This is a genomic window from Bacteroides sp. OM05-10AA (assembly GCF_003439055.1).
GTDB classification, from domain to species: Bacteria; Bacteroidota; Bacteroidia; order Bacteroidales; family Bacteroidaceae; genus Bacteroides; species Bacteroides intestinigallinarum.
This window is the reverse complement of the sequence record NZ_QSUR01000019.1, coordinates 91042-116415: the sequence shown is the minus strand read 5'-3', so window position 1 is coordinate 116415 and position 25374 is coordinate 91042. Positions and strand designations below refer to the sequence as shown.

At 41.5% G+C, this 25374-nt stretch carries 24 protein-coding genes and 1 pseudogene; 4 read left to right on the top strand and 21 right to left on the bottom strand.

What is annotated here, in order from left to right; all coding sequences use genetic code 11:
- Positions 1-48: 48 nt before the first annotated feature.
- The 5 genes and pseudogenes from DXB58_RS15815 to aspA form a co-directional block, all read right to left on the bottom strand.
- Positions 49-360, bottom strand: a complete 312-nt coding sequence (locus DXB58_RS15815; RefSeq protein ID WP_122137471.1) for a helix-turn-helix domain-containing protein — start codon at positions 358-360, stop codon at positions 49-51.
- Positions 332-439: pseudogene (locus DXB58_RS15810) on the bottom strand (type II toxin-antitoxin system RelE/ParE family toxin); the annotation flags it as partial. The pseudogene DXB58_RS15810 and the gene DXB58_RS15815, both read right to left, overlap by 29 nt.
- A 22-nt stretch (positions 440-461) precedes the next feature.
- On the bottom strand, positions 462-893 hold the full coding sequence (locus DXB58_RS15805) for a hypothetical protein (protein WP_122137470.1): 432 nt from the start codon (positions 891-893) through the stop codon (positions 462-464).
- Between the two features lie 1304 nt (positions 894-2197).
- On the bottom strand, positions 2198-3568 hold the full coding sequence (locus DXB58_RS15795) for an FAD-dependent oxidoreductase (RefSeq protein WP_117936343.1): 1371 nt from the start codon (positions 3566-3568) through the stop codon (positions 2198-2200).
- 228 nt (positions 3569-3796) lie between these two features.
- Positions 3797-5230 (bottom strand): aspartate ammonia-lyase, encoded by a 1434-nt coding sequence (gene aspA, locus DXB58_RS15790; protein WP_122137469.1) that lies wholly within the window; start codon positions 5228-5230, stop codon positions 3797-3799.
- 178 nt (positions 5231-5408) lie between these two features.
- Here aspA and DXB58_RS15785 point away from each other — a divergent pair, with 178 nt between their 5' ends.
- From DXB58_RS15785 to DXB58_RS15775, 3 genes are read left to right on the top strand one after another with little or no spacing between them, the layout of a single operon-like run.
- Positions 5409-6719 (top strand): anaerobic C4-dicarboxylate transporter family protein, encoded by a 1311-nt coding sequence (locus DXB58_RS15785; protein WP_004302365.1) that lies wholly within the window; start codon positions 5409-5411, stop codon positions 6717-6719.
- A 35-nt stretch (positions 6720-6754) separates the two neighbouring features.
- Complete coding sequence (gene ansB, locus DXB58_RS15780; RefSeq protein WP_122137468.1) at positions 6755-7813, top strand: L-asparaginase 2; 1059 nt, start codon at positions 6755-6757, stop codon at positions 7811-7813.
- Positions 7814-7828: 15 nt separating this feature from the next.
- Positions 7829-9016, top strand: coding sequence for a porin (locus tag DXB58_RS15775; RefSeq protein WP_008997810.1), 1188 nt, complete (start codon positions 7829-7831; stop codon positions 9014-9016).
- Positions 9017-9109: 93 nt separating this feature from the next.
- Here the strand turns inward: DXB58_RS15775 and DXB58_RS15770 are convergent, their stop codons facing one another.
- The 13 genes from DXB58_RS15770 to DXB58_RS15710 form a co-directional block, all read right to left on the bottom strand.
- Entirely contained in the window at positions 9110-9331 is a 222-nt protein-coding gene (locus tag DXB58_RS15770) for a DUF2795 domain-containing protein (RefSeq protein WP_002558131.1), read from the bottom strand.
- A gap of 73 nt (positions 9332-9404) precedes the next feature.
- Positions 9405-9968, bottom strand: coding sequence for a cob(I)yrinic acid a,c-diamide adenosyltransferase (locus DXB58_RS15765; RefSeq protein WP_117936338.1), 564 nt, complete (start codon positions 9966-9968; stop codon positions 9405-9407).
- A gap of 44 nt (positions 9969-10012) precedes the next feature.
- The gene (locus tag DXB58_RS15760; RefSeq protein WP_117936336.1) at positions 10013-10636 is read right to left on the bottom strand and encodes a hypothetical protein; all 624 of its coding nucleotides are present in this window, start codon (positions 10634-10636) and stop codon (positions 10013-10015) included.
- Positions 10637-10743: 107 nt separating this feature from the next.
- The gene (locus tag DXB58_RS15755; RefSeq protein WP_008997801.1) at positions 10744-11427 is read right to left on the bottom strand and encodes an energy transducer TonB; all 684 of its coding nucleotides are present in this window, start codon (positions 11425-11427) and stop codon (positions 10744-10746) included.
- A gap of 293 nt (positions 11428-11720) precedes the next feature.
- Positions 11721-13013: a macro domain-containing protein gene (locus DXB58_RS15750; protein WP_122137467.1), complete on the bottom strand. Its 1293-nt coding sequence runs from the start codon at positions 13011-13013 to the stop codon at positions 11721-11723.
- A 133-nt stretch (positions 13014-13146) separates the two neighbouring features.
- The gene (locus tag DXB58_RS15745) at positions 13147-13671 is read right to left on the bottom strand and encodes an opioid growth factor receptor-related protein (protein ID WP_117936332.1); all 525 of its coding nucleotides are present in this window, start codon (positions 13669-13671) and stop codon (positions 13147-13149) included.
- Between the two features lie 7 nt (positions 13672-13678).
- The gene (locus DXB58_RS15740; RefSeq protein ID WP_229065752.1) at positions 13679-14062 is read right to left on the bottom strand and encodes a hypothetical protein; all 384 of its coding nucleotides are present in this window, start codon (positions 14060-14062) and stop codon (positions 13679-13681) included.
- Positions 14063-14085: 23 nt separating this feature from the next.
- Entirely contained in the window at positions 14086-15870 is a 1785-nt protein-coding gene (locus DXB58_RS15735) for an AAA family ATPase (RefSeq protein ID WP_122137466.1), read from the bottom strand.
- An 800-nt stretch (positions 15871-16670) separates the two neighbouring features.
- On the bottom strand, positions 16671-17177 hold the full coding sequence (locus tag DXB58_RS15730) for a zinc ribbon domain-containing protein (protein WP_122137465.1): 507 nt from the start codon (positions 17175-17177) through the stop codon (positions 16671-16673).
- An 11-nt stretch (positions 17178-17188) separates the two neighbouring features.
- Positions 17189-17425, bottom strand: coding sequence for a hypothetical protein (locus DXB58_RS15725; protein WP_233527311.1), 237 nt, complete (start codon positions 17423-17425; stop codon positions 17189-17191).
- Positions 17426-17458: 33 nt separating this feature from the next.
- The gene (locus DXB58_RS15720) at positions 17459-18337 is read right to left on the bottom strand and encodes a M48 family metallopeptidase (protein WP_117936324.1); all 879 of its coding nucleotides are present in this window, start codon (positions 18335-18337) and stop codon (positions 17459-17461) included.
- Positions 18338-18577: 240 nt separating this feature from the next.
- Positions 18578-19018 (bottom strand): LytTR family transcriptional regulator, encoded by a 441-nt coding sequence (locus DXB58_RS15715; RefSeq protein WP_117936322.1) that lies wholly within the window; start codon positions 19016-19018, stop codon positions 18578-18580.
- A gap of 46 nt (positions 19019-19064) precedes the next feature.
- Entirely contained in the window at positions 19065-19289 is a 225-nt protein-coding gene (locus DXB58_RS15710; RefSeq protein WP_032851817.1) for a hypothetical protein, read from the bottom strand.
- A 222-nt stretch (positions 19290-19511) separates the two neighbouring features.
- Between DXB58_RS15710 and DXB58_RS15705 the strand changes: the two genes are divergently transcribed.
- Positions 19512-19937 carry a hypothetical protein gene (locus DXB58_RS15705; protein WP_147338734.1) on the top strand — a complete coding sequence of 142 codons (426 nt, stop codon included), beginning with the start codon at positions 19512-19514 and terminating at the stop codon, positions 19935-19937.
- Positions 19938-20282: 345 nt separating this feature from the next.
- Here DXB58_RS15705 and DXB58_RS15700 read toward each other — a convergent pair whose 3' ends face one another.
- The 3 genes from DXB58_RS15700 to DXB58_RS15690 form a co-directional block, all read right to left on the bottom strand.
- Positions 20283-20627: a hypothetical protein gene (locus DXB58_RS15700; protein WP_009000942.1), complete on the bottom strand. Its 345-nt coding sequence runs from the start codon at positions 20625-20627 to the stop codon at positions 20283-20285.
- A gap of 159 nt (positions 20628-20786) precedes the next feature.
- The gene (locus DXB58_RS15695; protein ID WP_122137463.1) at positions 20787-22157 is read right to left on the bottom strand and encodes a TolC family protein; all 1371 of its coding nucleotides are present in this window, start codon (positions 22155-22157) and stop codon (positions 20787-20789) included.
- Positions 22154-25360 carry an efflux RND transporter permease subunit gene (locus DXB58_RS15690; protein WP_122137462.1) on the bottom strand — a complete coding sequence of 1069 codons (3207 nt, stop codon included), beginning with the start codon at positions 25358-25360 and terminating at the stop codon, positions 22154-22156. The genes DXB58_RS15695 and DXB58_RS15690 overlap by 4 nt, the downstream gene beginning before the upstream one ends.
- Between the last annotated feature and the right edge of the window lie 14 nt (positions 25361-25374).

Below are 25374 nucleotides of genomic sequence, written 5' to 3'. Positions count from 1 at the left end.
ACTCTTTTTGAAGATCGAAGTTACAAAGAAGATTCACCTTTCCTTTACTTATATACCGATGATTGGTTTTACAATTTCAATCCTCAATCCTAGTGCATTCACTATTCGGTAGAATGTCCCTACGCTAGGATTTATTGCTCCGCTTTCAATACGTGAAATATACGATTTAGTCGCATTGATTCTTTTAGCCAATTCTGATTGGGTTACTTTCGCTTCCCGCCTTGCATCCAACAATATTTGACCAGTATAAAAAGCGTATACCTCTTCATCAAACTTTTCACGTTCTGAAGTTCCAGGTGCTCCGAACTCTCTGTCAAGTTCTGCGCTGATATCAGTCAGCATGTTGTTTTTTGTACTCATAATATTCCTCCTTTATCTTTAATGCCTTATCTATTTCTGTCTCCGGAGTTTTCTGTGTCTTCTTCTGGAAACAATTAAATCCGTCAACGAGTTTTTTCATACTACTTCCTGATTTTCATACAGATTCTTTTCAGCCAACAGGTACAGCAAGTAGTCTGCCCCAAGACGAGTTCTTTTTCCAACTTCTGTACTCGGTCGCATTGTTTCAGCCATTTGATTTGTAAGGTATCATAGAGGATTCCGGCTGCTTTATACCTTGTGATTTCTTTATCTTGTTTTCCCAAGAGTGATAGGTATATTGAACAAAGTTTTGATTTATCTATGCAATAGCGTTCCAGTTTTTCGATATACATCAAGGTAGCCCCTTTTTCATTTCGACTCATAAACTCCTGAACACTGTCATCACTGATGATGTCGATGCCCGACCTTTCGTAGTCCACAGTGATTTCTCGCATTTCTATCAGGACCCAGATATATTCTGTCTCGAATCCGTACTTGGCGGCTGCCTCTTCTATACTAATCCATTGTGCCATAGCGTTTGTTTTTTATGTGTGATACAAATAAGGGATGAATAATATTTTATTCATGTATATTAGTACAACGAGCATCCACGCTTTTTGCAATCCGCCGGGTGGGGATTGGCTAGGTTAAAATTGGGGCAACTTATAACCGGCCGAATACAAGAAAGACGCAGATGCTGCTGTACCATTATCCGACCTTAAGGCTAGCAATACCCGCGTAGAAGATAATGATAACAGCAGACACCCACGTCAATCGTTTATATATAACACATCTCTTACGGATATGTTGATATACAGCCGTTAACGTGGAGTATCTACCGTATCATCTCTCACTACTAAAAGTTTGCTATTTTTAAGGTCGAGAGATAATACGCTTTTACTCCATATAGGAAATAAAAACCGCTTTCTGCCTATTCCATCACGCTGATGGGCTGAAAGCGTACCGCAAAGATATATGTTTTTTCTGAAACGCAGTCGAAATATGGAAATAAATACTGGAAGTTATGTATTAAAATGAATCTGACAAAAGACGACTCTACTTCTCGTTCTTGATTATCGAAATATTTCTCACAAATAAAAGTTATAGCAGTTTTTACCCTCACACTCTCACACCTTCGCTCAATTCCTTTATTCATCGTGGTTACAACGTGTGAGGGTAAGTGCGGTAGTAGGGTGAGGGTAACTTTCTACCCTCACTACCGTCACGTAAACGCTTCCACTAATCTGCACCTACGGCGAGACGTTATCATCTGATATACAGAGCATTAATTGTTTTCACAAGAAGTATTAACAGCTATCACCCCAAGTATTAACACTTTAGACTTCAGCCATTAATAATTGAAAAATCAGGTATTAACACATGAAAAATGGTGTGATAATACCTGATCAATGGTTTAATGTCATCTGAAACAACAGGTGAAACGAGCGTATAGATACAGATGAAAGAATCATGCCATATAAGGTTGCAAATGGCTTATCCATTAGGAAAGTTACAGTTTCCAATAGGACGAATTAAAGTTTCATGTAATGATACTAACTGTTTCCCGGTGAGAGACTATAGTTTCCCCGTAAGGAAACTACATTTTCCCCGTAGGGAAACCATCGTTCCCCCATAGGGGAAACTTTAGTTTCAAGCCTGCGAACAGATTGTTTCACACCTCTAAACAGATTGTTTCAAGCCTCTAAACAAATTCAAGCTGCCACTGACCGGAAATTAGCCAACCAGTAATCACGGGAAAAACACAACTTACCTGACAAGTGAAATCAGGATGGTCCCCACACAGCGTATGCAACTAGAAAGAGGTATTCTTACTACTTTATGAGAACAAATCATTCAACGCTTCGCTCATGCTGGGATGAGTAAAGATGAAATCACGCAGGAAAGTATAATCCTGACCTGTTTTCATTGCCATAGCAACTATATTGATGACTTCGCTGGCATCAGGCGCAAACAGCATACAACCTACTATTTTTCCCGTATTCTTATCTATGACAGCTTTCAGCAAACCGTCCGTCTCTCCCAATGTCTTCGCTCTCGGTATCGCCATAACAGGCAATTTCTTGATAATCACATCCAAATTCTGCTTACGAGCCTCATCCTCATTCAATCCGATACGCGCCAACGGAGGATCAATAAATACGGAGTAAGCAACCGGATTACGGTCACTTGTTTTCCGCTCCTTATCTCCAAACAAATCTTCGCGGATAATCCGATAATCATCCAATGAAATATAGGTGAACTGCAAACCACCTTTCACATCACCCACGGCACGTATATTCGGATTAGTTGTCTTCAGATATTCATCCACAATGATCGCTCCACGTGCATCCGTCTCCACTCCGGCAACTTCCAGATTCAGATCTTTCGTATTGGGTCTGCGCCCCGTAGCCAACAAAACAGCATCAGCCTCAAGTTCGAACACTTCACCAGTTTGTGAGTCAGAAAAGACAACGACAGCCCTATTTTCAACATGCTTCACAGATTGTACCTTCGCGTTCATCCGAAAAACAATGCCCTTTTTCTCCAATGTTTCTTTTACACTTGCAGCAATATCACGGTCTTCACGAGCAATCAGTTCCGGATAACTCTCAAGCACCGTCACCTGCGAACCGAACGAAGCATACATAGACGCAAACTCTAAGCCAATATAACCACCGCCAACAATAACCAGCCGACGGGGAAGATCGGTCAATTCCATGATTGAAGTACTAGTATAAACCAAAGAATTGTCCGCAACTCCTTCAATAGGCGGAATTATTGTTTCCGCTCCGGTGTTGATAATTATTTGCTTTGATGTCAGCCATATTTCTTCAGTAGATGTACGGACAGAAACCACATCGGCAGATACAAAAGAACCTACACCTGTATAAACTGTTACATTAGGATGATCCGCCAGATTATGGTAATTCTTGCCTCTCAACGCACTTGTCACAGACTCCTTCACAGCAATAGCATTGCGATAAAACGCACTTCTTTCTTCAAATGTGGAGTCTTTCATACCGGAAGCAATTTTAGCCTGATGAACCAACGTCTTTGTCGGAATACAGCCGATATTGATACACGTTCCTCCATACATTTTATCAGAACGTTCAACAATGGCGACTTTCCGCCCACGTTTTGCAAACTCTGCCGCAAGGGTCTTTCCTCCCTTACCGAAACCGATAATAATAACATCAAATGTATTCATATCTATATAACTTTTAATGGGTTCAATACTTGCTTATTAGGTTAACAATGAATGATATTGCAAAGTTCGTCGCTTTCGAAGTAATAAACAATAACCATTTCGCCGGATAAATTAGCAATTATTCCCGTATAAAGTCAAAGTAATAAATAATCAAAAATCGCCGGAACAGATCAATGATCTGCCCGGCGATTTCTCATCTTAAACCAATCTCCACTTACTATATATCAATCAACGATTCGGGTGAATGTCCAACTTCACCGGTTTAATCATATTCTCCGGTTTTAAGATAGTATCCAAGTCTTCTTTGGAAAGAATGTTATGCTCCAAAACAAGTTCATAAACTCCCTTCCCGGTTTCCAATGCTTCTTTGGCTATTTTGGTAGAGTTCTTATATCCGATCACCGGATTCAGGGCTGTCACTACTCCGATACTGTTATGCACATCTCTCCTGCATTTTTCTTCATTAGCCGTAATGCCGTCGATGCATAACGTGCGTAAAGTGTCGAAACCATTCATCAACAGATCGGCAGACTCGAAACAGCATTGTGCCATTACCGGCTCCATTGCATTCAGTTCCATTTGAGCTGCTTCACCGCTCATGGCCACACAAAGGTCATTTCCTATTACCTTGTAGGCCACCTGGTTCATCACTTCAGGGATCACCGGATTCACTTTTCCCGGCATGATGGAAGAGCCCGGCTGCATTGCCGGCAGATTGATTTCTCCCAATCCGCAACGCGGACCGGAAGCCAGCAACCGCAAGTCATTACATATCTTATTCATTTTAACAGCAACACGCCTCATCGCTCCCGAATAGCCTACCATGCAGGAAGTATCCGAAGTGGCTCCTACCAAATCGTCTGCAAGTTTGATATCCAATCCCGTAATCTTGCGCAAAGCGGCAATGCACTTCTCCGCATATTCCGGTTCGGCGGTGATTCCTGTTCCGATGGCCGTTGCTCCCATATTGACTGCCAGAAAATCCTGTGCGGCGAAATCGAGATTCTTCACTTCATGCGACAGAATACTTGCAAAGCCATTAAAGGTTTGCCCAAGCGTCATCGGTACGGCATCTTCCAGTTGGGTACGCCCCATTTTGATGATATGCGCAAACTCATTCGCTTTCTTCCGGAAAGACTCGATCAGAACCTCCAAATGCTTAACCAATTTCAGATGAGTATAATACAGTCCAATGTGAATGGCTGTAGGATAAGCATCGTTGGTAGATTGTGAACGGTTGACGTGGTCGTTAGGCGAACAGAATTGATATTCTCCCCGCTGATGCCCCATCAGTTCCAAAGCCCGGTTAGCAATCACTTCATTGGCGTTCATGTTGGTGGTCGTACCGGCTCCTCCCTGAATCATATCTACGGGGAACTGCTCATGATGCTTTCCTTCGAGTATTTCTTTACAGGCTCTCATGATAGCATCCGCTTGTTCTTCAGTTAATAAGTCCAGTTCACGGTTGGCAACGGCGGCTCCCATCTTGGTAATAGCCAATGCCTGAATGAATAAAGGATATTCATTCAAATGAAACTTGCTGATGCGAAAGTTTTCGATACCACGGAGTGTCTGTACTCCATAGAGTGCACTTTCCGGCACTTCACGACTACCTATCAGGTCACTCTCTGTACGAGTTTTTTTTGATAAATTTTGTTCCATATCGGTTGTTTTATAATAATAACGTTTTCGTTAGTTCTTATAATAACCAACCAGCGATGTTATTGTTTTAATAAATATGCAAAAACTATTCAAAGACTTTTTTGTTGTAAATAGAAGAAAAAGAAAATACAAAGAGAAGAATCGCTTATCTTTGTTTTTGAATTTAAAACAGCAATCTATGATATTACAATTAGCATTTGTTCTGACAGCCATTATTATTGGCGCACGCCTGGGAGGTATCGGACTGGGCGTAATGGGAGGTGTAGGGTTAGCTATACTCACGTTCGTTTTTGGTTTACAACCCACTGCTCCCCCCATCGACGTTATGTTAATGATTGCCGCCGTAATCTCTGCCGCTTCCTGTATGCAGGCAGCCGGAGGTCTGGACTATATGGTGAAACTGGCAGAACATTTGCTTCGTAAAAATCCTTCACACGTCACTCTGCTTAGTCCGCTGGTGACTTACCTCTTTACTTTTGTAGCCGGAACCGGACATGTGGCTTATTCCGTACTGCCGGTAATTGCAGAGGTTGCCACCGAAACAAAAATCCGTCCGGAACGTCCGTTGGGTATCGCCGTCATCGCTTCCCAGCAGGCCATTACGGCAAGTCCGATCTCTGCCGCTACCGTGGCACTTCTCGGACTTTTAGCCGGATTCGACATTACCTTGTTCGACATTCTCAAAATTACGATTCCCGCCACCATCATCGGAGTGTTGGTAGGCGCTTTGTTTTCCATGAGAATCGGTAAGGAACTGGTGGAAGATCCCGAATATCAGAAAAGATTGAAAGAAGGTTTATTCAACAATAAAAAGGTGGAGATTAAAAGTGTCAAGAACAAACGTTCGGCAATGATTTCCGTTATCATCTTTATATTGGCAACTGCTTTTATCGTGCTTTTCGGTTCTTTTGAAGGAATGCGCCCCAGTTTCCTGATTGATGGGGAAATTGTCACCTTGGGAATGTCTTCTATCATCGAGATCGTGATGTTGTCGGCTGCCGCAATTATCCTGTTAGTAACGAAGACGGACGGGATCAAGGCAACGCAAGGTTCTGTATTTCCGGCAGGTATGCAGGCGGTGATTGCCATCTTCGGTATTGCCTGGATGGGAGATACCTTTCTTCAGGGAAATATGGGACAGTTGACTCTCTCTATTCAGGGAATTGTGCAACAAATGCCGTGGCTGTTCGGTGTCGCCCTGTTTGTGATGTCTATCCTGCTGTATAGCCAGGCTGCTACTGTACGGGCACTCGTCCCTCTGGGTATTGCGTTGGGGATTTCTCCTTATATGCTGATCGCTTTATTCCCGGCCGTGAACGGATATTTCTTTATCCCGAATTATCCTACCGTGGTGGCTGCGATTAATTTCGACCGTACCGGGACAACAAAAATCGGCAAATATGTGTTGAATCATTCGTTCATGATGCCCGGTCTGGTATCGACCGTTGTGGCTATTGCACTAGGTTTGCTTTTTATACAAATATTCTAATAAATTCATATTATTAACCTAAACATCATTCAGTTATGAAACAATTCAAAAGCTTTGGACTGGTAGTAGTCACACTACTGTTTTCCGTAACTATGGCATTCGCCGCAAAACCGAATATTCATATTCTTGCTACGGGAGGAACCATTGCGGGTACGGGAAGCTCGGCTACCGGAACCAGCTATACGGCAGGACAAGTTGCCATCGGCGCACTGCTCGATGCTGTGCCCGAAATTAAAGACATCGCCAACGTAACCGGAGAACAGATTGTCAAAATCGGTTCGCAGGACATGAACGACCAGGTTTGGTTGACGCTTGCCAAGAAAATCAATGAACTACTGAAACGCCCGGACATTGACGGCATCGTGATTACTCACGGAACAGACACCATGGAGGAAACTGCTTACTTCCTGAATCTGACTGTCAAGAGTAACAAACCGGTGGTATTAGTAGGCGCCATGCGTCCGTCTACCGCTCTAAGCGCCGACGGCCCGTTGAACCTTTACAATGCCGTTGTTACCGCAGCCGCAAAAGAATCGAAAGACAAAGGGGTATTGGTTGCCATGAACGGCCTGATCCTCGGAGCGCAGAGCACGGTTAAAATGAATACGGTCGATGTACAAACTTTCCAGGCTCCCAACTCCGGCGCACTGGGTTATGTACTGAACGGAAAAGTGTTCTACAACCAAGTAACGCTAAAGAAACATACTACCCAGTCCGTTTTTGATGTCACTCATCTGAACGCGCTTCCTAAAGTAGGTATCGTGTACAGCTATTCCAACATTGAGGCCGATATGGTAACTCCGATGCTTAGCAACGGGTACAAAGGCATCATCCACGCAGGAGTAGGAAACGGAAATATTCACCAGAACATCTTCCCGGTACTGACGGATGCCCGCCAAAAAGGTATTCTTGTCGTTCGTTCTTCCCGTGTCCCGACCGGACCTACCACACTGGATGCAGAGGTGGACGACGCCAAATATCAGTTTGTGGCTTCGCAGGAACTGAACCCGCAGAAATCTCGTGTTTTGTTAATGCTTGCACTAACAAAAACTACAGACTGGAAACAGATTCAGCAATATTTCAACGAATACTAAAAACCTGACTTACTTATGAAAAAATGGATATTCATGCTGCTCCTCGCGGGCAGCATACAGGGAGTATATGCTCAAAAAGCAGAGAAAAAGGAGAAATTCAATCCGAACACTCCCCTGTTTGAAGAGCTGACAGACGTGAAAAAGAAAACAGATAAATTCAATCTTTATCTGAATATGCAAGGGAGCTTTGACGCTCATTTCCAGAATGGTTTTCAGGAGGGTGACTTTAATATGCACCAACTTCGTATCGAAGCCAAAGGAAATATCAACAACTGGCTGTCTTACCGCTATCGTCAGCGCCTCAACCGCTCGAACGATGCAAACGGCATGATTGATAATCTCCCGACTTCTATCGACTATGCCGGAATCGGCATCAAGCTGAATGACCAGTTTAGTCTTTTTGCAGGAAAGCAATGTGCCGCATACGGTGGTATCGAGTTCGACCTGAATCCGATCGACATCTATCAATACAGTGATATGATTGATTACATGAGTAATTTCATGACCGGATTGAATGTGGGTTATAACATTACTCCCGAACAGCAACTTAACCTGCAAATATTGAACAGCCGTAACAGTTCTTTCGATAATACTTACGGAATCACAGAGGATGCCGAAGGCAATCTCCCCGATCTGAAATCGGGCAAAATGCCACTGGTTTATACATTGAACTGGAACGGTAATTTCAATAATGTATTTAAAACCCGTTGGTCGGCTTCGGTCATGAACGAGGCAAAAAGTCACAATATGTATTATTATGCTTTAGGTAACGAGTTGAATCTTGGAAAATGGAATGCTTTTGTCGATTTCATGTATTCAAAAGAGGATATTGACCGCAAAGGAATTATTACCAGTATCGTAGGTCGTCCGGGCGGACATAATGCTTTTGATGCGAACTATCTTTCGGTTGTTGCCAAATGTAATTACCGCTTTCTTCCGAAATGGAATGTTTTTGTGAAGGGTATGTATGAGACGGCTTCCGTAGGCAAGGCGTCCGAGGGAATAGAGAAGGGAAATTACCGTACTTCCTGGGGATATCTGGGCGGTATCGAATATTACCCGATGGAAACCAATCTGCACTTCTTTGTTACCTACGTGGGACGTTCGTATGATTTCACTTCCCGCGCCAAGGTGCTGGGACAGGAGAATTACAGTACTAACCGTATTTCTGTAGGATTTATCTGGCAGATGCCTGTATTCTAATCCTAAAGCAAGAAACCGAGCTGACAATAAAAAATGCCCGATAGCCTTCTTGCAAAGGTTATCGGGCATTCTTATATGTTCGGTCTTTTTAAATCAATACTCTTCCTCGTTAAAGAAGAAATCCTCCTTACTAGGATAATCCGGCCAAATATCTTCGATACTCTCATAGATTTCGCCCTCATCTTCCATCTCTTGGAGATTCTCAATAACTTCAAGAGGAGCACCCGAACGCATGGCATAATCAATCAATTCGTCCTTGGTTGCCGGCCAGGGAGCATCTTCAAGTTTTGATGCTAGTTCCAATGTCCAATACATAATCTTGAGTATTTAAAATGAATACTAAATTTGTCTCGTTTTCTATTTTTCGGCAAAAGTATAATAAAATCTATCATTTCCAACTATTATCCCAAAATATTTCATTATTTTGCTCATCAAAATTAATTTTTCGGGATAATACAAACAAATAATCTGATAATCTGTTGACAAATGCTAATACTTCGGGAGAAATTGTACAAGTTTCGGACAAAGTCAGAATACGCCTTTCAGCTCTCCTGCAAATAGTACGGCAAACATGGCAAACGGCTGCTCCACGACTTCCGCCGGGAATGATGAAAGCGCAAAGTTCGGGCAGTTGTTCGTCCAGCTTATCAATCTCCCGCTCAATATTCTCCACGTTTTCGGGAGTTATGATGCTGGCTGGTTTCAGTTGCGTTTTTTCCTGGTCGGTGGCCAGGTGTGAACCGATGGCAAATAGCTTATGCTGAATGCTCAAGATGAAATCACGATCTGATTCATCCTGCAGATAGGTGTTCAACCATCCTAAATGAGAATTTAGTTCATCCACAGTTCCGTAAGCTTCCAGACGGATATGGGTCTTTGGAACGCGACTTCCGCCGACAAGACTGGTAGTTCCTTTATCTCCGGTCTTTGTATATACAAGGCTCTTTTTCATAATCTTCTCTTTACAGTTATTATAAGGTAAACGTACAAAGGTTCTTAGAAGTTGACAATATACTGCTGTTTTATCTTCGTTTTATCAAAAAATAGTAAACCGACGTCGTAGAGGTCGAAGGTGATGCCTACTCTTTCATCAGCCTGCAGCTTTTTCCAAAGTGCTTTCATCTCTTTGGAATAGCAGATGCCATGGACTACAAATACACTTTTAGGAGTGGTGCGATGTGCACAAACCCGGAAGACTTCTTCCAGTAAATCGGGATTCCGGTAGTCATTCAGATACAGAAAGTCGACTGAAGTGTCTGCATCCAGAAACAGTTCCGACAAGTCGGAAGCAAAGAGGTAGGAAGCCGATGGTTTAGCAGATTGTAAGTAGAGGGTTGTGGACGAAGGACGCCCAACTTCTATAATCGTAGCAGGCTGCACTTTGTTCACCAACCGGAACAGGAAACGGTTTACCTTTTGAGAACCTTTAGTCCACCCACGCTCTCTTATCATCTTTTTTTGTTCTTTTTTCAAAGAAGAATAGGAATAGTAAGGCATCTTCTCATAAATCACATCGGTAATCAGGCTAAAAGCAAAAGGGGAATGTACGCCATATCCGCAACGATAACGAAAGCGGGAAAGCCAGATAAAAGGTCTTTTTATACAGAGTAGAAGATTCATAAAACAATCATTCGTATTTTTATTCTCCCGACAAAGATATATTTTTTTATTGAAAAAGGGTCGGTTCCCATAAAGAACCGACCCTCATACTCATTTATTCCAAGTTACTACTGTAGTCTGAATGATACCGGTACAGTAAATTTCACTCGAACTTTCTTACCATTTTGCACTCCGGGAGTCCATTTCGGCATAGAACTTATCACGCGGATAGCTTCTTTATCCAAATAAGGATCAACCCCTCGCACAACTTCAGGATTGGAAATCGTTCCGTCTTTGTCTACAACAAACTGAACAATGACTTTTCCTTGTGAACCTGTTTCCTGCGAAATCGTTGGATATTTGATATTACTACTTAAATATTTCATTAAAGCAGCTGTACCTCCAATAAACTCCGGCATGACTTCAACACTTACGTGAATAATGTCTTCAACTACCGTTTCTGTTTCTACCACTGGGGGTATCCAAATAACGTCACGAACTGCATTCATATCCTCTGACACTGTAGAAACGTTATCCGTCACCTCCATATTGTTTTCCACTATTTCGAACAATTCTGTTACCTTAGTTTCGGGAGGAGGAGGCGGTTCCAGTTTCTCGTCTGGGAATGTGATTGGAACTAGCTCTGTTACAAAGATGGATTCATCATCTGGTGATAGTGCTGCAACTCTGACATCATGTTGTGTCCATTCGAACGAAACGAACATGAAGGCTAGCGCAACAACCAAACCCATCAACAACCAAGAACCCCGTTGATTCTCAATTGCAGCCTTTTTTGATTTCTTGGCTTCCATAAAAAATGTGTTTAAGTAATTAATAATAGAAAATATATAGTATATATACTACTTTTCGTTTTTCCTCTTAAGCATTACTTAAAGTGCTCTCTCGCTGCAATAAATATAATCTTTTTATGGATAGGTTGTTACGAGGTCTCTTGTTTATTTTATTCTTTTCTCTTCTTTTGGATAAAATTTATGAATAATTCGTTTGAGGTTATCAGGGTTCGGACAAAGACATTGAAGTACAGCAGGGTTGCTTTTATGGTATTCTGAAGCAAATGTGTTCGATGAAACGAGGTTTGTCACTACTATTTAATATATCGTTCCAAGTCTGCAAAGACCTGTTCTCCGAGCTGATCGATGGAATTAAAATAGTAAACGATTCGCTCTTTCTCAATTTCAGTCAACAACTCCAACATTTTCTGACTGTTGTCTCCTGTTGTTATATCGTCTTTCGCATTTTTGGCAATGTAGACCAATATGGGTTTATTGGAGGCCAGTGCTTCCCTATACTCTATCTCGGTCATCGACATATTAGTATTCTCATCGACATATCCATATCGTGTTCCGAATATACCAAGATAAATATCTGCTTTTTTCACTTCATCTGTTATCACAGAAGTGACTTTATTGGCATTAGCGCCCCAATTTTCCATGCAAATCGGAACCATCCTGCGCTTTATAATCCGATCAATGATTGCCTTACGATATTCTTTCATGTCTTCAAATGTTGAACTCAGGAAAACCGATTTAAAACTGCTATTAAGCGCATCCGTACATTCCACCTCTTTTATCTCTCGCATGCACGAGTATCTGATTTTATTGTTCTCATCGAGTTGATAGTGCAATGTCTTGATCTGTTCATTATCATTTTTCTCAATGGCCTCGATAAGTTTCATCTCGAAGTTCATTCGCTGCTCTTCGAGTTTTATCAGATAACTATTCAAATGATTCAACCGCATTGATTTCGTATCCCACTGTTTGGCATGGACTTCTGTTTCAGCCGGATTCACTTCGGCTATATCAACCCCCGAAGTGAACATTCTACGATAAAATTGCTCGAAGAAAACAATATAATCAATCGCTGTCCTCCTGCCATAACGATCCATCAGATAGATATAAATTTCTAATTCTTCATCGGAGTTGGACAGGAACTCTGAAATAGCCATTGACATAAAGTGAGCAACGTCTTCCAGGCTATATCGCGCAGCTCCAGTACCTATTGCAGGAAAAGCAATGCTCTTCAATCCCAGAACGGACAATACATTCAAGCTCTTTTTAATAATACTGTTAATGGATTTCTCTACTGTAAATTCGTCTTTTTGAGACCAGTCTATCGTTATCGCATGGAACACATATTTTGCTTCCAACTTCCCTGCTGATGTAACTATCACATCCCCCATCTGGCAAGGAACGTTTTTCCGGGCATCTCTCGCTATCACATCTCCACCTGCTCTAAGGATAGATGCAGAAACTCCTCCACCCATTGAAAGATAAGCATCATCAGAACTAACAATAACATCCGTCACTGCCGAAGTAAGATCTCCGAATTTGATTATCAATCTTGACTTACCAAACTGGTAGGCTTTTTCATCGTTCATGTTCACTCATACTTTACAAAGGTTATTACCAATCTTTTAAAAGAGTCTCTTGGTTTTAGAAGAAATCAGGAGTTCAATTATAAAAGCAAAAGTAAAAAATCTAAGTGAGCTATCCAAGTAATTGAGTTTAAAACTAGAATTCAGAAAGCTCACTCATATTCAGGATCTCCATACGAAAAAGTTCCGAACAATCTTTTCCATCATACCAAAAATTCTTTTCTTCGGATATCAGGCGCAAAGCATACGTACGTACCGATTCAAATTCTTTTTCAAAACCAAATAATAACAAAGAAGAAGCGCATTTATACAAACGAATAGGCCAGTCCGCCCAATCCTGAAAAAGATCCGGATTATCCACCATCTTGTGATCTTTCAATTTCCATCCCCACGATAACAGAAGTAATTCCACTCCGCGCAGATAACGACGTACAAAAATCGAATCCTTTTTCAATAGATTGACTTCATAATCATAGACCGTATAGGCTTCCCCATACGAACTTGGCTGGTTATATGGAAACATCCACCAATCATAATGATGACGGTGGAATTCATTCCATTTACCTGATGCAGCCCAGCATTCAAAGTTATAAAGTTGTTCCCGTTGTTTGCGCTTCAATTCTTCCAAACCTACAAAATCCGGGCTATCATTTCGTTTCATAACATTTCTATTCTTCTTTCAAAGCAGCATAGAAGCGTTGCCGGGCCTGGTACAATGTTGAAACGGCGACCGGAACCAGATCTTCCATCTTGTGTTCTTTATCCAACAAATTCTCAAAACATACCCACACACTATCGTTACTGATAACGAGTTTGGCAACTTTCATCGAATTGTTGACATTGTTGATAGCACGCAACACTTCCAGTTCATTTTCTTCACTCACATCATAGATATTCGGAATCAACAGATTGAAGAAACTTTCATCATTTTCGTCCTCCATATAAACATAGTTTGTCATCTGGAATTTAAACGAGATGCCAAAGTTTTCCATTACAGGAACTAAGCCTTCATTTTTCAGCGCTTCAAAAACTTTTTCTACTGTTTTCATCATTCTAATTACTTAAGTTGAACATTTTATTTATAGGCAGCAAAACCAATCCTCCTCCGTTCCTCTATCCTGCCCGATTCCAGTCTGGCATACATAGACTCGTAAACTTCGATCTGCTCCTTATTCACAGATTGTCTGGCCTTTCCTATTTCATCCATCAAGAGTTCCTGTGAAATTGGAATATCTTTCATGGCTGCTGTCAACGCCGTTTCATTAACTATAAACGTGATATCACTGGCTACATACCCCGCAGTCTTATCTGCTAATATTTCGCAATCGATAGTTTCCTCACACCATCTATCTCTCAGTTGAAAGACAAACAACGATTTTCTAGCTTCCTTATCGGGCAATGGAATATAGATTAGCTTATCTATTCTACCGGTACGAAGCACAGCCGGGTCAATCCTGTCGGGACGGTTGGAAGTTCCTATCACAAATATTCCTCTTTCCGCACAGTTGTTGAGTTGGCTTAAAAATTCATTTACTTCTCCGGATTGCCCTATATTATCCATCCTCGAGCGGTCTGGTACCATTGCATCAAATTCATCGAAGCAAATCACAGTCGGTGCCTTCTTTTCAGCTTCATCAAATAATTCGGCTATCTTACCTTGCGTGCCATGAATATAGATAGAACCAAGATCGGACGCTTTTACCATCATGAAATTCAAACCGGACTCTTGAGCGAATTTCTCTGCAATATATGTCTTTCCGCATCCCGGAGGACCATACAGTAATGCACCATTCGGTATTTTCAGTTTGTATCTTTCTACTTTCTCTTTATTCTTGAGCAAGAACAATATATCCTTATAGAATATCTGTTTCACCTCCTCCATTCCGGCCACATCTGCAAATCCGTTTCCTGTCTGCTTTTTTATCTTTTCATCCCAAGAAGAGGCGTTTTCGTGCTCTACTGGTATCGGGGACGTCTTTTCAACGACCGCTATCTCTCCGTCAATCCCTTTTTTAAAGGCTTCCACATTATAATATCTTTTTTCATAATCCAATGCCAGTACTTTTTTCAGCGTGTTTTGCTGTTCATCGGTTAGCATCAATTCTTCCGGGAACAGGAGTTCTGCTTCACGAGCTTTTTTGACTATTTTCTTATAAAGCCTGGTATCGCAGGAACAATCCGGCAGTTCTGTCTGCCAAGGAGCTTTTCCTGTCAGCATCTCATACAACAAGGCACCTACGGAAAATAAATCAGACTGTTCATCATACATCCCCGTATAAGTTTCCGGTGCACGATACCATGGATTCAAGTCATCGGTAGGGAAAGAGGCTACTCCACTTCTTCGATAAGATAAATGTCCGGTACCAATGATATATACTTTGGTCTCGTGTTCTCTACTTTCATAAAGCAATATGTTACGAGGCGTCATATCATTATGGATAATTGCCCGTTCTTGCCGATGCAGACAAGACAATCCATTCAACACTTGGTGAATAATGGGCATTGCCTCATCCCAAGAGTAACGTTTTCCTTCAGCCAATAAATCGGAGAGACGCTTGCTTTCTATATATTCACGAACCAAGCAATGGTATTCTTTCCCATCCAATAATACAGTATCATACAAATGTATAGGGGCAAACCAATGATACATTTCGTTTCGGATATTCCCCTCCATTAAAGTACCACCTTCTGACAATTGCCTGGATGGAAATTCCATCACATCATACAATTTCAACAAAACTTTCTTATGCTCTTCCTGTACACTGGTAGCCAGATAAGTTTGCTCATATCCGTACATTGATTTCAAGAATGCATCTACTCGAAAATCATGAATCTGTTGTCCTACATTTAATGCACTCATATCCTTAGTTATTTAGTCGGTTCTTATTCGTTTTATATAAGAGAGTACATAAGGATCAAGAATCTATCAATATCTCAATTTAATTATTAGATATGCGAATCTATAATCGAATTAGAATAAAATTACACGGAAAGGGACTAAATGGAAATTTACCATTCTATTGTTTTATTATTCAATTCTTCTATTCACATTCTTCACAGAATGCTAAACTGTTTATTTATAAAAACTTCCTGTGAACAATCGTACTATTCTACAATTTCACACCCTTCACAGAATACACATTTCCCAGCATTCGATGTTGCTTGAAGCTACCTTTTCATCAGGCATTTGGCGTATCGATAGATGGTCGACTAAAGTTGTCCGTGTAGTCAACAATAGTTGTCCATATAGCCGACTAGAGTCAGCTACCTAGCCAACACCAGTCAGCTGTATCAATTGGTTCCAATCATTCTTTGACATAGTAACGGCTTATGCATGATAATAGAAGTGCCGAAAGATGTTTTACAGTCTTCATTGTGAAGGATTGTGAGACAGCGTTTCCTAGGTGTTGGTTCACAACAAACAGCTGTTGGATATAGACTTATTTTCCTGTGAAGAATATGAATGGAAGATTTGAACAATAAGTGGGTTATTATACATAGTACAAGCTTTCTTTAAAAAGATAAAAGCTCTATTATTTGACTCTATAGAGACAGGATGTTTGTAATCTATTCCCTTCTGTGTATGAACCTGCGCTATAACTCTCAATACTATGAAGATAGTAAAAGCGATGGCTTAATAAAACCATCGCTTTTAACTCCTTACAATGCCTGCCCACATTCCGAACAAAACTTTGCACCTTTGATATTCCGATATCCGCAATTCGTACAGAATACCATACCGTTAATATCCAAATCCAGAGTTGTAAAAGAATTCCGATTTCTTAGTACCTCTTCAGCTATTTCGAGTGCCTTATCATCAAGTTTGGACTGTTGCACCATCCCCCAAATTTGCGTGATAAGTACCGGCCAGAAGAATAGCATAGAAATGATAGTAGGAATAGCTTGTTGCCCAAAGATCCCTATCCCAGCTTCAAACGCTATTGCATTGTCTTTAGGTATCAAGCTGACTTTCAATGCAGACTTCAAACCAAGTACAGCTTTAAATAAACCGCCCTTTGATATAGAAATATCAACACCACCACTTAATAAATTATCTATTTGTACCTCAAACTGCTCAGCCGCAAATTCTGTTTTTATTTGTTCAGCAATAACAGGAATCAAAGAAGGATTACCTTGAAGTATCTTTTTTGTTGCAAATGTTCCCATAATTCTATTTTTTAAAAGTGTAATGACTGTAATGCATGATATTGACTCGTTGTAAATAACACACCAGCTTCAACAAGCAGTTCTTTAATTTCACGCTGTTGCTCTTCCGTATAGTTCTTTTCCATAGATTTCAATATAGAAACAATTCTTTCAGCCTGCTCCTTGATCTCCTGTTCAGTAACTATACCATCTTCCATAATCTTCTTGAATGTGGGCTGATTCATGACCGCCTCGTCTAAATTCAACATTCCCTGTTCATTAAAAAACATAAGCTATTATATTTAAAGTTTATTTCCACAATACTTGCAATAAGTCCATTCATCCGCTATCGATTGCTTGCAATTCGAACATGTCTTGCCTGATTTATCTGCCGAAAGATGATCTACGATAGTCTTATATTGGGAACTTTTCCCCCATTTCAAGATTTCCTTAACCCGTACGGCCGAGAACGGATGATTCTGATTCATTATAGCTGCGACTTGCAATGTTTTATTCCATAATCCGTCATTACGAATAGCCTCATATTGGTCTGCCTGTTTTGCCCACTCCTCCAGATCAATATTCTTTGTTATAGAAGTCGGACCTCCAGATAGACGGGCCATCGTGCTTGCCACTATGGCCGGAGTAGTCACGATACTGGCAGCTCTGTCACAAGACAACTCACTCTTACGTTCCCAATACAAAATCGCATATTGGAGGGGAACTCCCAAACTTCCCAAAACGCCCAGAGAATCCAGACCATCCATCACATAATGAGCTATAGAATGATACAAGACATGATGACAAAGGATATGCCCACATTCATGGGCAATCACTGCATCCAACTCCTCTTCGGTCATCATATCAACCAAGCCGGAAGTGATAGTTATAAAAATCTTTGTATCTCCAAAGGTCCATGCATTAGGATTAGGATCCATAGAAAGATAAAACTCCGGTTGCTCAATACCCAACTTCTTACAAATCGGTGGCAGACGGTTGTACAGTTTCGGCAATTGACTCGGTGATAAACGAATTGCAGATGCCATATTAACGCCATATTGCAGTTGTTCCAATCCCATTGACATTAACTTTTTCACTAGGGTCGGGAATCCGGGAATACTTTCCAACTGCCTCAATGCAGCTGCATCCTCAGGATGGATAAAATCTGTTGCTTTAATCATGGTTACTAATATCTATAGTTTTATTACTTTATTGTTGTGAGTGCTTTTCGGCTTTATCTAAATAGCCATAGTTCATATTTCAATTTACCACATTCATTGCATACGATACAAATATACGTTATTAAAAAACGCACAGAAAGTATCCAAATGAACAAATATATTCAAATGGACAAAAAGCAGGATTATACTTCTTAAAAAAGTGTTTATCCTGCATTTTTTATTTGCTACTACTATTTATACTCAGAAACTCGGATATTTTTCTTTGAGCTTCCTCAAAAAAGGAGGAGTAATCTGTAAATTTTCCACAGCGTTAAAGGGAGGAAGCAAGACACAATTATTCTCCTTTATCAGCACCAAATAACTTATATTCAAAATAAAAGATTGACTGATTTGTGTCAAAAAAGGATGATAGTTTAATATCATTTGTGAGTTTACACTCCTTTTCAGTTTTAAAACATGCCCATCATACAACATGGCTTCCCATTGTCTTCCTTTTGAATTATAGCGAAAATACCCGATCTCTCCTAAACGAATTAATTGTAAATTTCCTGTTGCAGTCGTACATAAAAAGATATCGTTCTGATCCCCGACTACAGAAGAAATCCGTATAGCAGCAAATTCACTGCCTGAAATAAAATTTCTCAATATTTTTTCCCGTTGACTACGATTATTCGTTTCCATAATATACTTCTATTTTTTTATATTTTCTGCTCCCAAACAACTACACTCAATACAAATCAACCGCTTCATTATGAATAACAGTTCCCTTCTTGTCTATTACTCCGCATTTACCCGACATATCGTACATGCTACTATAGACATCACCCTGATATTCGGAACTCTTACGCGCTGCGTAAAATTCAACACTCACAAGAATACTTACCCAGCATAAACATAACACTGCAATAAGACCAAGAACTCGCCCAAATGTAATTTTCTTTAATGTTTTCATTGTTTCATGTATTATTTTCATTACCCTTAAAAGATATTTATCTCTTTATGAAATATCAATCTTTGTCTCTTCACCATTTATATTGATATAGATGAAGAGTAAGAAGTAAATCTAACACTGCAGATAAAAAACTTTTCTATTGATAGATTACAGACTGATACTTCATCTATATTAGAAAACAGCTAAAAACAAGAATTATTAATCTCATCATTTTAGATGGTTATGAATAAGAATATAAAAGAAATGGGAGACGGCTTCTATATCGTGACTGAAGAGGGAAGCAACGGAATGGGCGGTTTTTGCTGCCATAATGTTGAACTCCGTAAACACGACGATCCATCTTTTTGCGCAGAAATACTTCGCAATCAACAATTCGTGAATTTCCCAGGACTGGCTCATGGGAAATGGGAAAAAGATATCACGATGGAGCATGTCATTAAAGAAAACAGATTCGCTAGTTTTATCTATCCATTTGTTGATGATAGAGCCGTATTCAGTTGGACAGTACAGCCTGACGGAAGATACTGGGCGGATGAAGATGGCTATGGAATGACAGATGACAATCAAGTGACCCTATACGCACTTTTTAATAAGGAAGGGCGTTTTATTACGTTATTTTCCGATCAGGTTCCTGAGCAAATTAAATAGATGCCACCCTATCCCTATATATGAATGCTCTAAAGAAGGATAAGGACACCTCTTTAGAGCTTATTTGATACTGTCCACTATTAGATAGATATAACTACCGTTACTTTTTTGCTTGTAGTTTCTCTTTAACTTCATATTCTTCATTATCTCATAAAAAAATCGCTCCACCTAAGTTGAATATATGTTTTCACCTTAAATAGAGAACATACATCCAACTTTAGTAGAACGAAAACTAAAATGTAGATTAAATAAATATTTATGAAAGAACAGGAAATAAACATAGCCTCATAACAGACAATCTTTTATAATCATCCATATGATAAGTTTAGCTTAAATTCACAGTACTTATTTTGCTTTTTTCTTTTTCTTAGCGTTATCCTTCTTACGCATATCCTGATACTTCTTATATTGTTCATCGGTCAGAATGCTTTTTATTTTAGCATCGACTTCCTTCTTTTTCTTTTGCATTTCTTCTCGTGAAGGTTTTTCATCCGATTTATTTTTTGCAGGTTTCATCTCTTCCATTGCAGCTTTAAAATCTTTGGCCTGCTTTTCATTCAGTCCCAAATCGGTAACCATTTTTTCTATGCGTTTCTCTCTATCAGCTTTTCCTTTCTGATGATTTTGAGCCATACATACAGTTGAGCCAATCAATAGTGCAACTGCCAAACTTAAAATTTGCTTTCTCATAATTCTAAATATCATATTAAGTGAGTAATGTATGTTAGACCTCACAAAAGTTTGAAAGTTAATTCTACGATGAAAAGAAAATCTGCTTTTTTACATTATTTATTGTTTCTCCACATTATAAATATTCAGCAGGATATGAGTGTCATTCAATTATTTCCATTACTCTTCCCTACCTCCTCCTAGTGCCTGATACAGATTGATTATTCCTTGTATCTCCTGAAATCGGTTACTCACTTGTGTCAACTGTGCTGTCAGTAGAGTTTGCTGGGCGGTGAGGACTTCAAGATAAGTGGAATTTCCATGTTGCATAAGCAGCTGTGTGCTGGTAACAGCCGTTTGTAGAGAAGAAATCTGACGCTGGTAAAGATCGGACTTATCCCGGGCCGTTTGATTTTGCTTCAAAGCGTTGTTCACTTCAGCACCGGCATTGAGTAGGGTCTGCGTGAAAGACAACTTCGCTTCTTCCTGTTGCGCTTTAGCTATTTTTAGACGGGCTATATTCTGCCCCTTATTAAATAAGGGCTGCGTTAGGGAGCCAACAGCTGACAGCAACAACTTACCCGGATTCATAACCACCTCACCTACTCCATTTGTCCACCCGGCAGAACCGCTGAGGGTGATGGATGGATAAAAGGCAGAGCGTGCCTCATTAGTCGTGTAAAAGGCTTGCGCTAAAGCCAATTCTGATGATCTGACATCAGGACGATTAGCAAGAAGTTGTAAAGGGATACCTACGGATAAATCCTGTGGCAAAACCTGTCCGTCCAGTGTGCCACGACGGATAAATTGCGGAGTTTCTCCCAGCATCAGACAAAGACTGTTTTCCGCCTGCCTGATTTGTTCCTTTAGATCCAAAACAGTGGTACAGATGGAATAGTAGGTGGCTTCGGTTTGTGCCAAACCTGCTTCGTTACCTTGACCGGCATTCTTCAAAGCTTGCATAACGCGTACACTTTCTTTCCATTTTACTTCTGTTTCCTCGGAGATGGCCAATTGAGCATCCAGCATTAAAAGTGTGTAATAGGTATTCGCCAGATTGGCTATCAACTGCGTCTTAACAGCGAGTTCATATTCCTGACTTTGAATATAAAGAGCTTTAGCACGACGGTTGGCATTCGTCAGCCGACCGAAGATATCAATTTCCCAAGAGGAAGTAATAGGCAGGGAATAGCTCTGTCCAGCTTTCCCCTTATCGAAACTACTTACAGTGCCCTGCGGTGAAAAAGCGAATGAGGGCAGATAAGCCAGGCGGGCCGAACTAAGCGAAGCACGGGCTTCTTCCACTCGCCAGTGAGCGGACTGTAAATCTATGTTATTCCGCAACCCCTGCTCAATGAGGAATTGCAGATGAGAATCGACGAACAATTGACGCCAATTCAACTTGGCAATATTATGAATTGTATCAGAAACCGTTTCCGCCGCCCCAAAAAGATCTTCGGGGACGGTCGTTGCCAGTTGATATTTTGTATAGATGCCGCAACTACTCAGCATGAGCGTCGTTATGGCAAGGGTGATGATATTTCTTTTCATTTCTTCTTATTCTCCAAATATTGTTTTCTTTCTTCATCGGCTTTCTCCACCTCTTCCTTTATCTGCCAGTCGGCAACAGTGGCATCAAACTGTATCGGTCGCACTTTCTCCTGTATTGCCTGGAAGACAATAAACATAGCCGGCACAATGAATAACAGTGCCAATGTACCCACCAGCATACCGCCTACCACACCCGTACCGAGTGAACTGTTTCCGTTGGCTCCTACGCCAGATGCTAACATCAGAGGTACCATACCGAAAATCATAGTCAGCGCTGTCATAAGAATAGGACGCAAACGATCTTTAGCAGCAATAAGCGCAGCAGACGTCAGGCTCATACCGGCACGACGGCGCTCGGTAGCATATTCGGTGAGCAGAATAGCTGTTTTTGCCAACAGACCGATAAGCATGATAAGTCCCGTTTGCAGATAGATATTATTTTCCAATCCAAGCAATTTGGCAAAGAGGAAGCTACCCATCAATCCGGCCGGAACACTAAGCAGGACGGCAAACGGAACGAAGAAACTCTCATAAAGCGCACTCAATAGCAGATAAACCATCAATAGGCAGATAGCAAAGATCACGATGGTGGTATTACTCTGATTGCTCTCCTCTCGCGCCAGTCCGCCAAAATCGAAATCATAGTTGGCGGGAAGCACACGGGCAGCAGTTTCCTGTACGGCACGGATGGCTTCACCCGAACTGTACCCTTCGGCAGGCATGGCATTGAGTGCAATGGAGTTATACATATTAAAACGGTTCAGGCTCTCGGCTCCATATACTTTGGTCAGTGTGACGAACTGACTCAACGGTGCCATCTCTCCATTGCTCAAGCGAACAAAATGACGGTTGAGCGAAGCCTCATCCAAACGATAATTCGGATCAGCTTGCACCATCACACGATAGACGCGCGAAAAGCGGTTAAAGTTACTGACATAGCTACCTCCATAATATCCCCCCAAGGTAGAAAGTACCTCATCAGGCATGATTCCGGCACGCAGACACTTAGCAGCATCCACATCGACCTGCCACTGGGGATAGTTGATTTCGAAAGATGAAAAAGCCATTGCCAGTTCAGGCCGCTGATTCAACGAGTCGATAAACTGGCGGGTGATGCCGAAAAACTCGGTGAGATCACCTCCGGCCTTGTCCTGCATTTGGATATCGAGCGCATTACCCATATCATAACCAGGTATCATACCCGGAGCCATGGCAAAAACTGTGGCATCCTTGATATCTCCGGTACGAGCATAAATCTGTCCGATTACTGCCTGCACGTGATCTTCTTCCTCCGGTCGTTCATCCCACGGAGTAAGGCGAACAAAGAAAATACCGGAAGAATTACCCGCACCACCCATTGACCAACCGGTCACTTTGAGTACCTGTTTCACCTGTGGGATTTGCTGAATACGTTCTTCTACACGGTTCATAATGCCATCGGTAGCATAGAGTGAGTTACCCGGCGCAGTGGATACGGCAACAAACACCAGTCCCTGATCTTCATCGGGCACAAGGCCTGTTTTGGTGCTGTTCATCAACAAGGCAAGGATTACGACTGTCCCGGCAACAAAGGCACCTGTCAACCATTTGCGACGGATAAAGAAGAGAACTCCTTTTTTATACCGCTCTGACAATGATTCGAACGCAGTGTTGAACGCACGGCGGAAACGGGCTGCGAAGTTTTGCTTCTGTGTGCCGTCCTCATTGGTATAGGGTCGCAGAATCAAGGCGCAGAGGGCAGGACTTAATGTCAATGCATTGATGGTAGAAATACCTACCGCCACAGCCATTGTCAGACCGAACTGCGTATAGAATGTACCCGAAGTCCCACTCATGAAAGACACCGGAATAAATACCGCCATAAACACCAGTGAAGTGGTAACGATAGCACCCGACAGTCCTTTCATTGCATCCACACTGGCCATATAGGGCGAACGGTAGCCGGAATCGAACTTGGATTGCACTGCCTCGACCACAATAATGGCATCATCCACCACTGTACCAATGACCAGCACTAATGCGAAAAGCGTAATCAAATTGATACTGAATCCTACCAACGCCATGAAAGCGAAAGTTCCGATAAGAGAAACAAAAATACCCACCAGCGGAATAAGTGTAGAACGAATATCCTGTAAGAAAACATATACCACAAGGATTACCAGCAGAATCGCTTCAATCAGTGTCTTCAATACCTCATGGATAGAGGCGAAGAGAAATTCGTTAGTACTCATCAGCTGGGTTATTTCCGCCCCTTTGGGGAGACGTTTGGAAGCGTCTGCCAGAAAAGCGTCAATCTCACGATTAATCTCTGTGGCATTAGAACCGGCAGTCTGATAAACCATACATGACACACCGGGTTTACCATTGAAACTACCTTGATAAGAATACGATTCTTGTCCGAGACTGATGTTGGCAATCTCTTTTAAACGAAGTACCTCACCATTCTTAGTGCTGCGGATCACGATCTCTCCAAATTCTTCGGGAGTCATCAATCGACCGCGGTATTTCATGGTATACGCTTTAGCTTCCTTGGAATTCTCACCAATGGAGCCTGTTGCAGCTTCAATGTTTTGTGAGGCCAGTGCAGCAGTCACGTCGGAAGGAATCAGCTTGTACTGTGCCATGACATCAGGTTTAAGCCATACGCGCATGGAATAGACACCACCCATCACCTGCACATCTCCCACTCCGGAAATACGCAAGATGGCAGGTTTCAAGTTAATATTGATATAGTTCGAGAGAAAGTTCTCGTCTAATGAGCTATCGGGACTATGCAAGGTAAATATCTGGAGCATACCGTTCTGTCGCTTGTTGACACTGACACCCACACGGGTCACTTCCGCAGGAAGTTGTCCGGCAGCTTTTGACACACGGTTCTGTACATTGACAGCGGCCATGTCCGGATTGGTACCTTGCTTAAAGTAAATAGTTATTTCGGCTGAACCGGCATTGGAAGCACTGGAAGTCATATAAGTCATGTCTTCCACACCATTGATGGCTTCCTCCAACGGAGCGATGACACTCTTCTGCACCGTTTCAGCACTGGCACCGTCGTATGCAGTGTACACCTGAACAGTAGGCGGGGCAATATCAGGATATTGCTCCACGGGTAGGGTGAATAACCCGATAATCCCCACCACTACAATCACAATGGAAAGGACGGCGGAGAGCACGGGGCGTTCTATAAATATTCGTAAGTTCATTGTTTTTTCAATTT

Excerpts from the sequence above, each read along its gene's own strand:
- DXB58_RS15705 (WP_147338734.1), top strand. The coding sequence starts at position 19,512 with ATGAATAAGAATATAAAAGAAATGGGAGACGGCTTCTATATCGTGACT.
- DXB58_RS15735 (WP_122137466.1), bottom strand. The coding sequence starts at position 15,870 with ATGAGTGCATTAAATGTAGGACAACAGATTCATGATTTTCGAGTAGAT.
- DXB58_RS15695 (WP_122137463.1), bottom strand. The coding sequence starts at position 22,157 with ATGAAAAGAAATATCATCACCCTTGCCATAACGACGCTCATGCTGAGT.
- DXB58_RS15730 (WP_122137465.1), bottom strand. The coding sequence starts at position 17,177 with ATGGGAACATTTGCAACAAAAAAGATACTTCAAGGTAATCCTTCTTTG.
- DXB58_RS15785 (WP_004302365.1), top strand. The coding sequence starts at position 5,409 with ATGATATTACAATTAGCATTTGTTCTGACAGCCATTATTATTGGCGCA.
- DXB58_RS15770 (WP_002558131.1), bottom strand. The coding sequence starts at position 9,331 with ATGTATTGGACATTGGAACTAGCATCAAAACTTGAAGATGCTCCCTGG.
- DXB58_RS15760 (WP_117936336.1), bottom strand. The coding sequence starts at position 10,636 with ATGAATCTTCTACTCTGTATAAAAAGACCTTTTATCTGGCTTTCCCGC.
- DXB58_RS15715 (WP_117936322.1), bottom strand. The coding sequence starts at position 19,018 with ATGGAAACGAATAATCGTAGTCAACGGGAAAAAATATTGAGAAATTTT.
- DXB58_RS15755 (WP_008997801.1), bottom strand. The coding sequence starts at position 11,427 with ATGGAAGCCAAGAAATCAAAAAAGGCTGCAATTGAGAATCAACGGGGT.
- DXB58_RS15740 (WP_229065752.1), bottom strand. The coding sequence starts at position 14,062 with ATGATGAAAACAGTAGAAAAAGTTTTTGAAGCGCTGAAAAATGAAGGC.
- DXB58_RS15765 (WP_117936338.1), bottom strand. The coding sequence starts at position 9,968 with ATGAAAAAGAGCCTTGTATATACAAAGACCGGAGATAAAGGAACTACC.
- DXB58_RS15805 (WP_122137470.1), bottom strand. The coding sequence starts at position 893 with ATGGCACAATGGATTAGTATAGAAGAGGCAGCCGCCAAGTACGGATTC.
- DXB58_RS15720 (WP_117936324.1), bottom strand. The coding sequence starts at position 18,337 with ATGATTAAAGCAACAGATTTTATCCATCCTGAGGATGCAGCTGCATTG.
- DXB58_RS15700 (WP_009000942.1), bottom strand. The coding sequence starts at position 20,627 with ATGAGAAAGCAAATTTTAAGTTTGGCAGTTGCACTATTGATTGGCTCA.
- DXB58_RS15815 (WP_122137471.1), bottom strand. The coding sequence starts at position 360 with ATGAGTACAAAAAACAACATGCTGACTGATATCAGCGCAGAACTTGAC.
- aspA (WP_122137469.1), bottom strand. The coding sequence starts at position 5,230 with ATGGAACAAAATTTATCAAAAAAAACTCGTACAGAGAGTGACCTGATA.
- DXB58_RS15775 (WP_008997810.1), top strand. The coding sequence starts at position 7,829 with ATGAAAAAATGGATATTCATGCTGCTCCTCGCGGGCAGCATACAGGGA.
- DXB58_RS15795 (WP_117936343.1), bottom strand. The coding sequence starts at position 3,568 with ATGAATACATTTGATGTTATTATTATCGGTTTCGGTAAGGGAGGAAAG.
- DXB58_RS15750 (WP_122137467.1), bottom strand. The coding sequence starts at position 13,013 with ATGAACGATGAAAAAGCCTACCAGTTTGGTAAGTCAAGATTGATAATC.
- DXB58_RS15745 (WP_117936332.1), bottom strand. The coding sequence starts at position 13,671 with ATGAAACGAAATGATAGCCCGGATTTTGTAGGTTTGGAAGAATTGAAG.
- ansB (WP_122137468.1), top strand. The coding sequence starts at position 6,755 with ATGAAACAATTCAAAAGCTTTGGACTGGTAGTAGTCACACTACTGTTT.
- DXB58_RS15690 (WP_122137462.1), bottom strand. The coding sequence starts at position 25,360 with ATGAACTTACGAATATTTATAGAACGCCCCGTGCTCTCCGCCGTCCTT.
- DXB58_RS15710 (WP_032851817.1), bottom strand. The coding sequence starts at position 19,289 with ATGAAAACATTAAAGAAAATTACATTTGGGCGAGTTCTTGGTCTTATT.
- DXB58_RS15725 (WP_233527311.1), bottom strand. The coding sequence starts at position 17,425 with ATGTTGAATTTAGACGAGGCGGTCATGAATCAGCCCACATTCAAGAAG.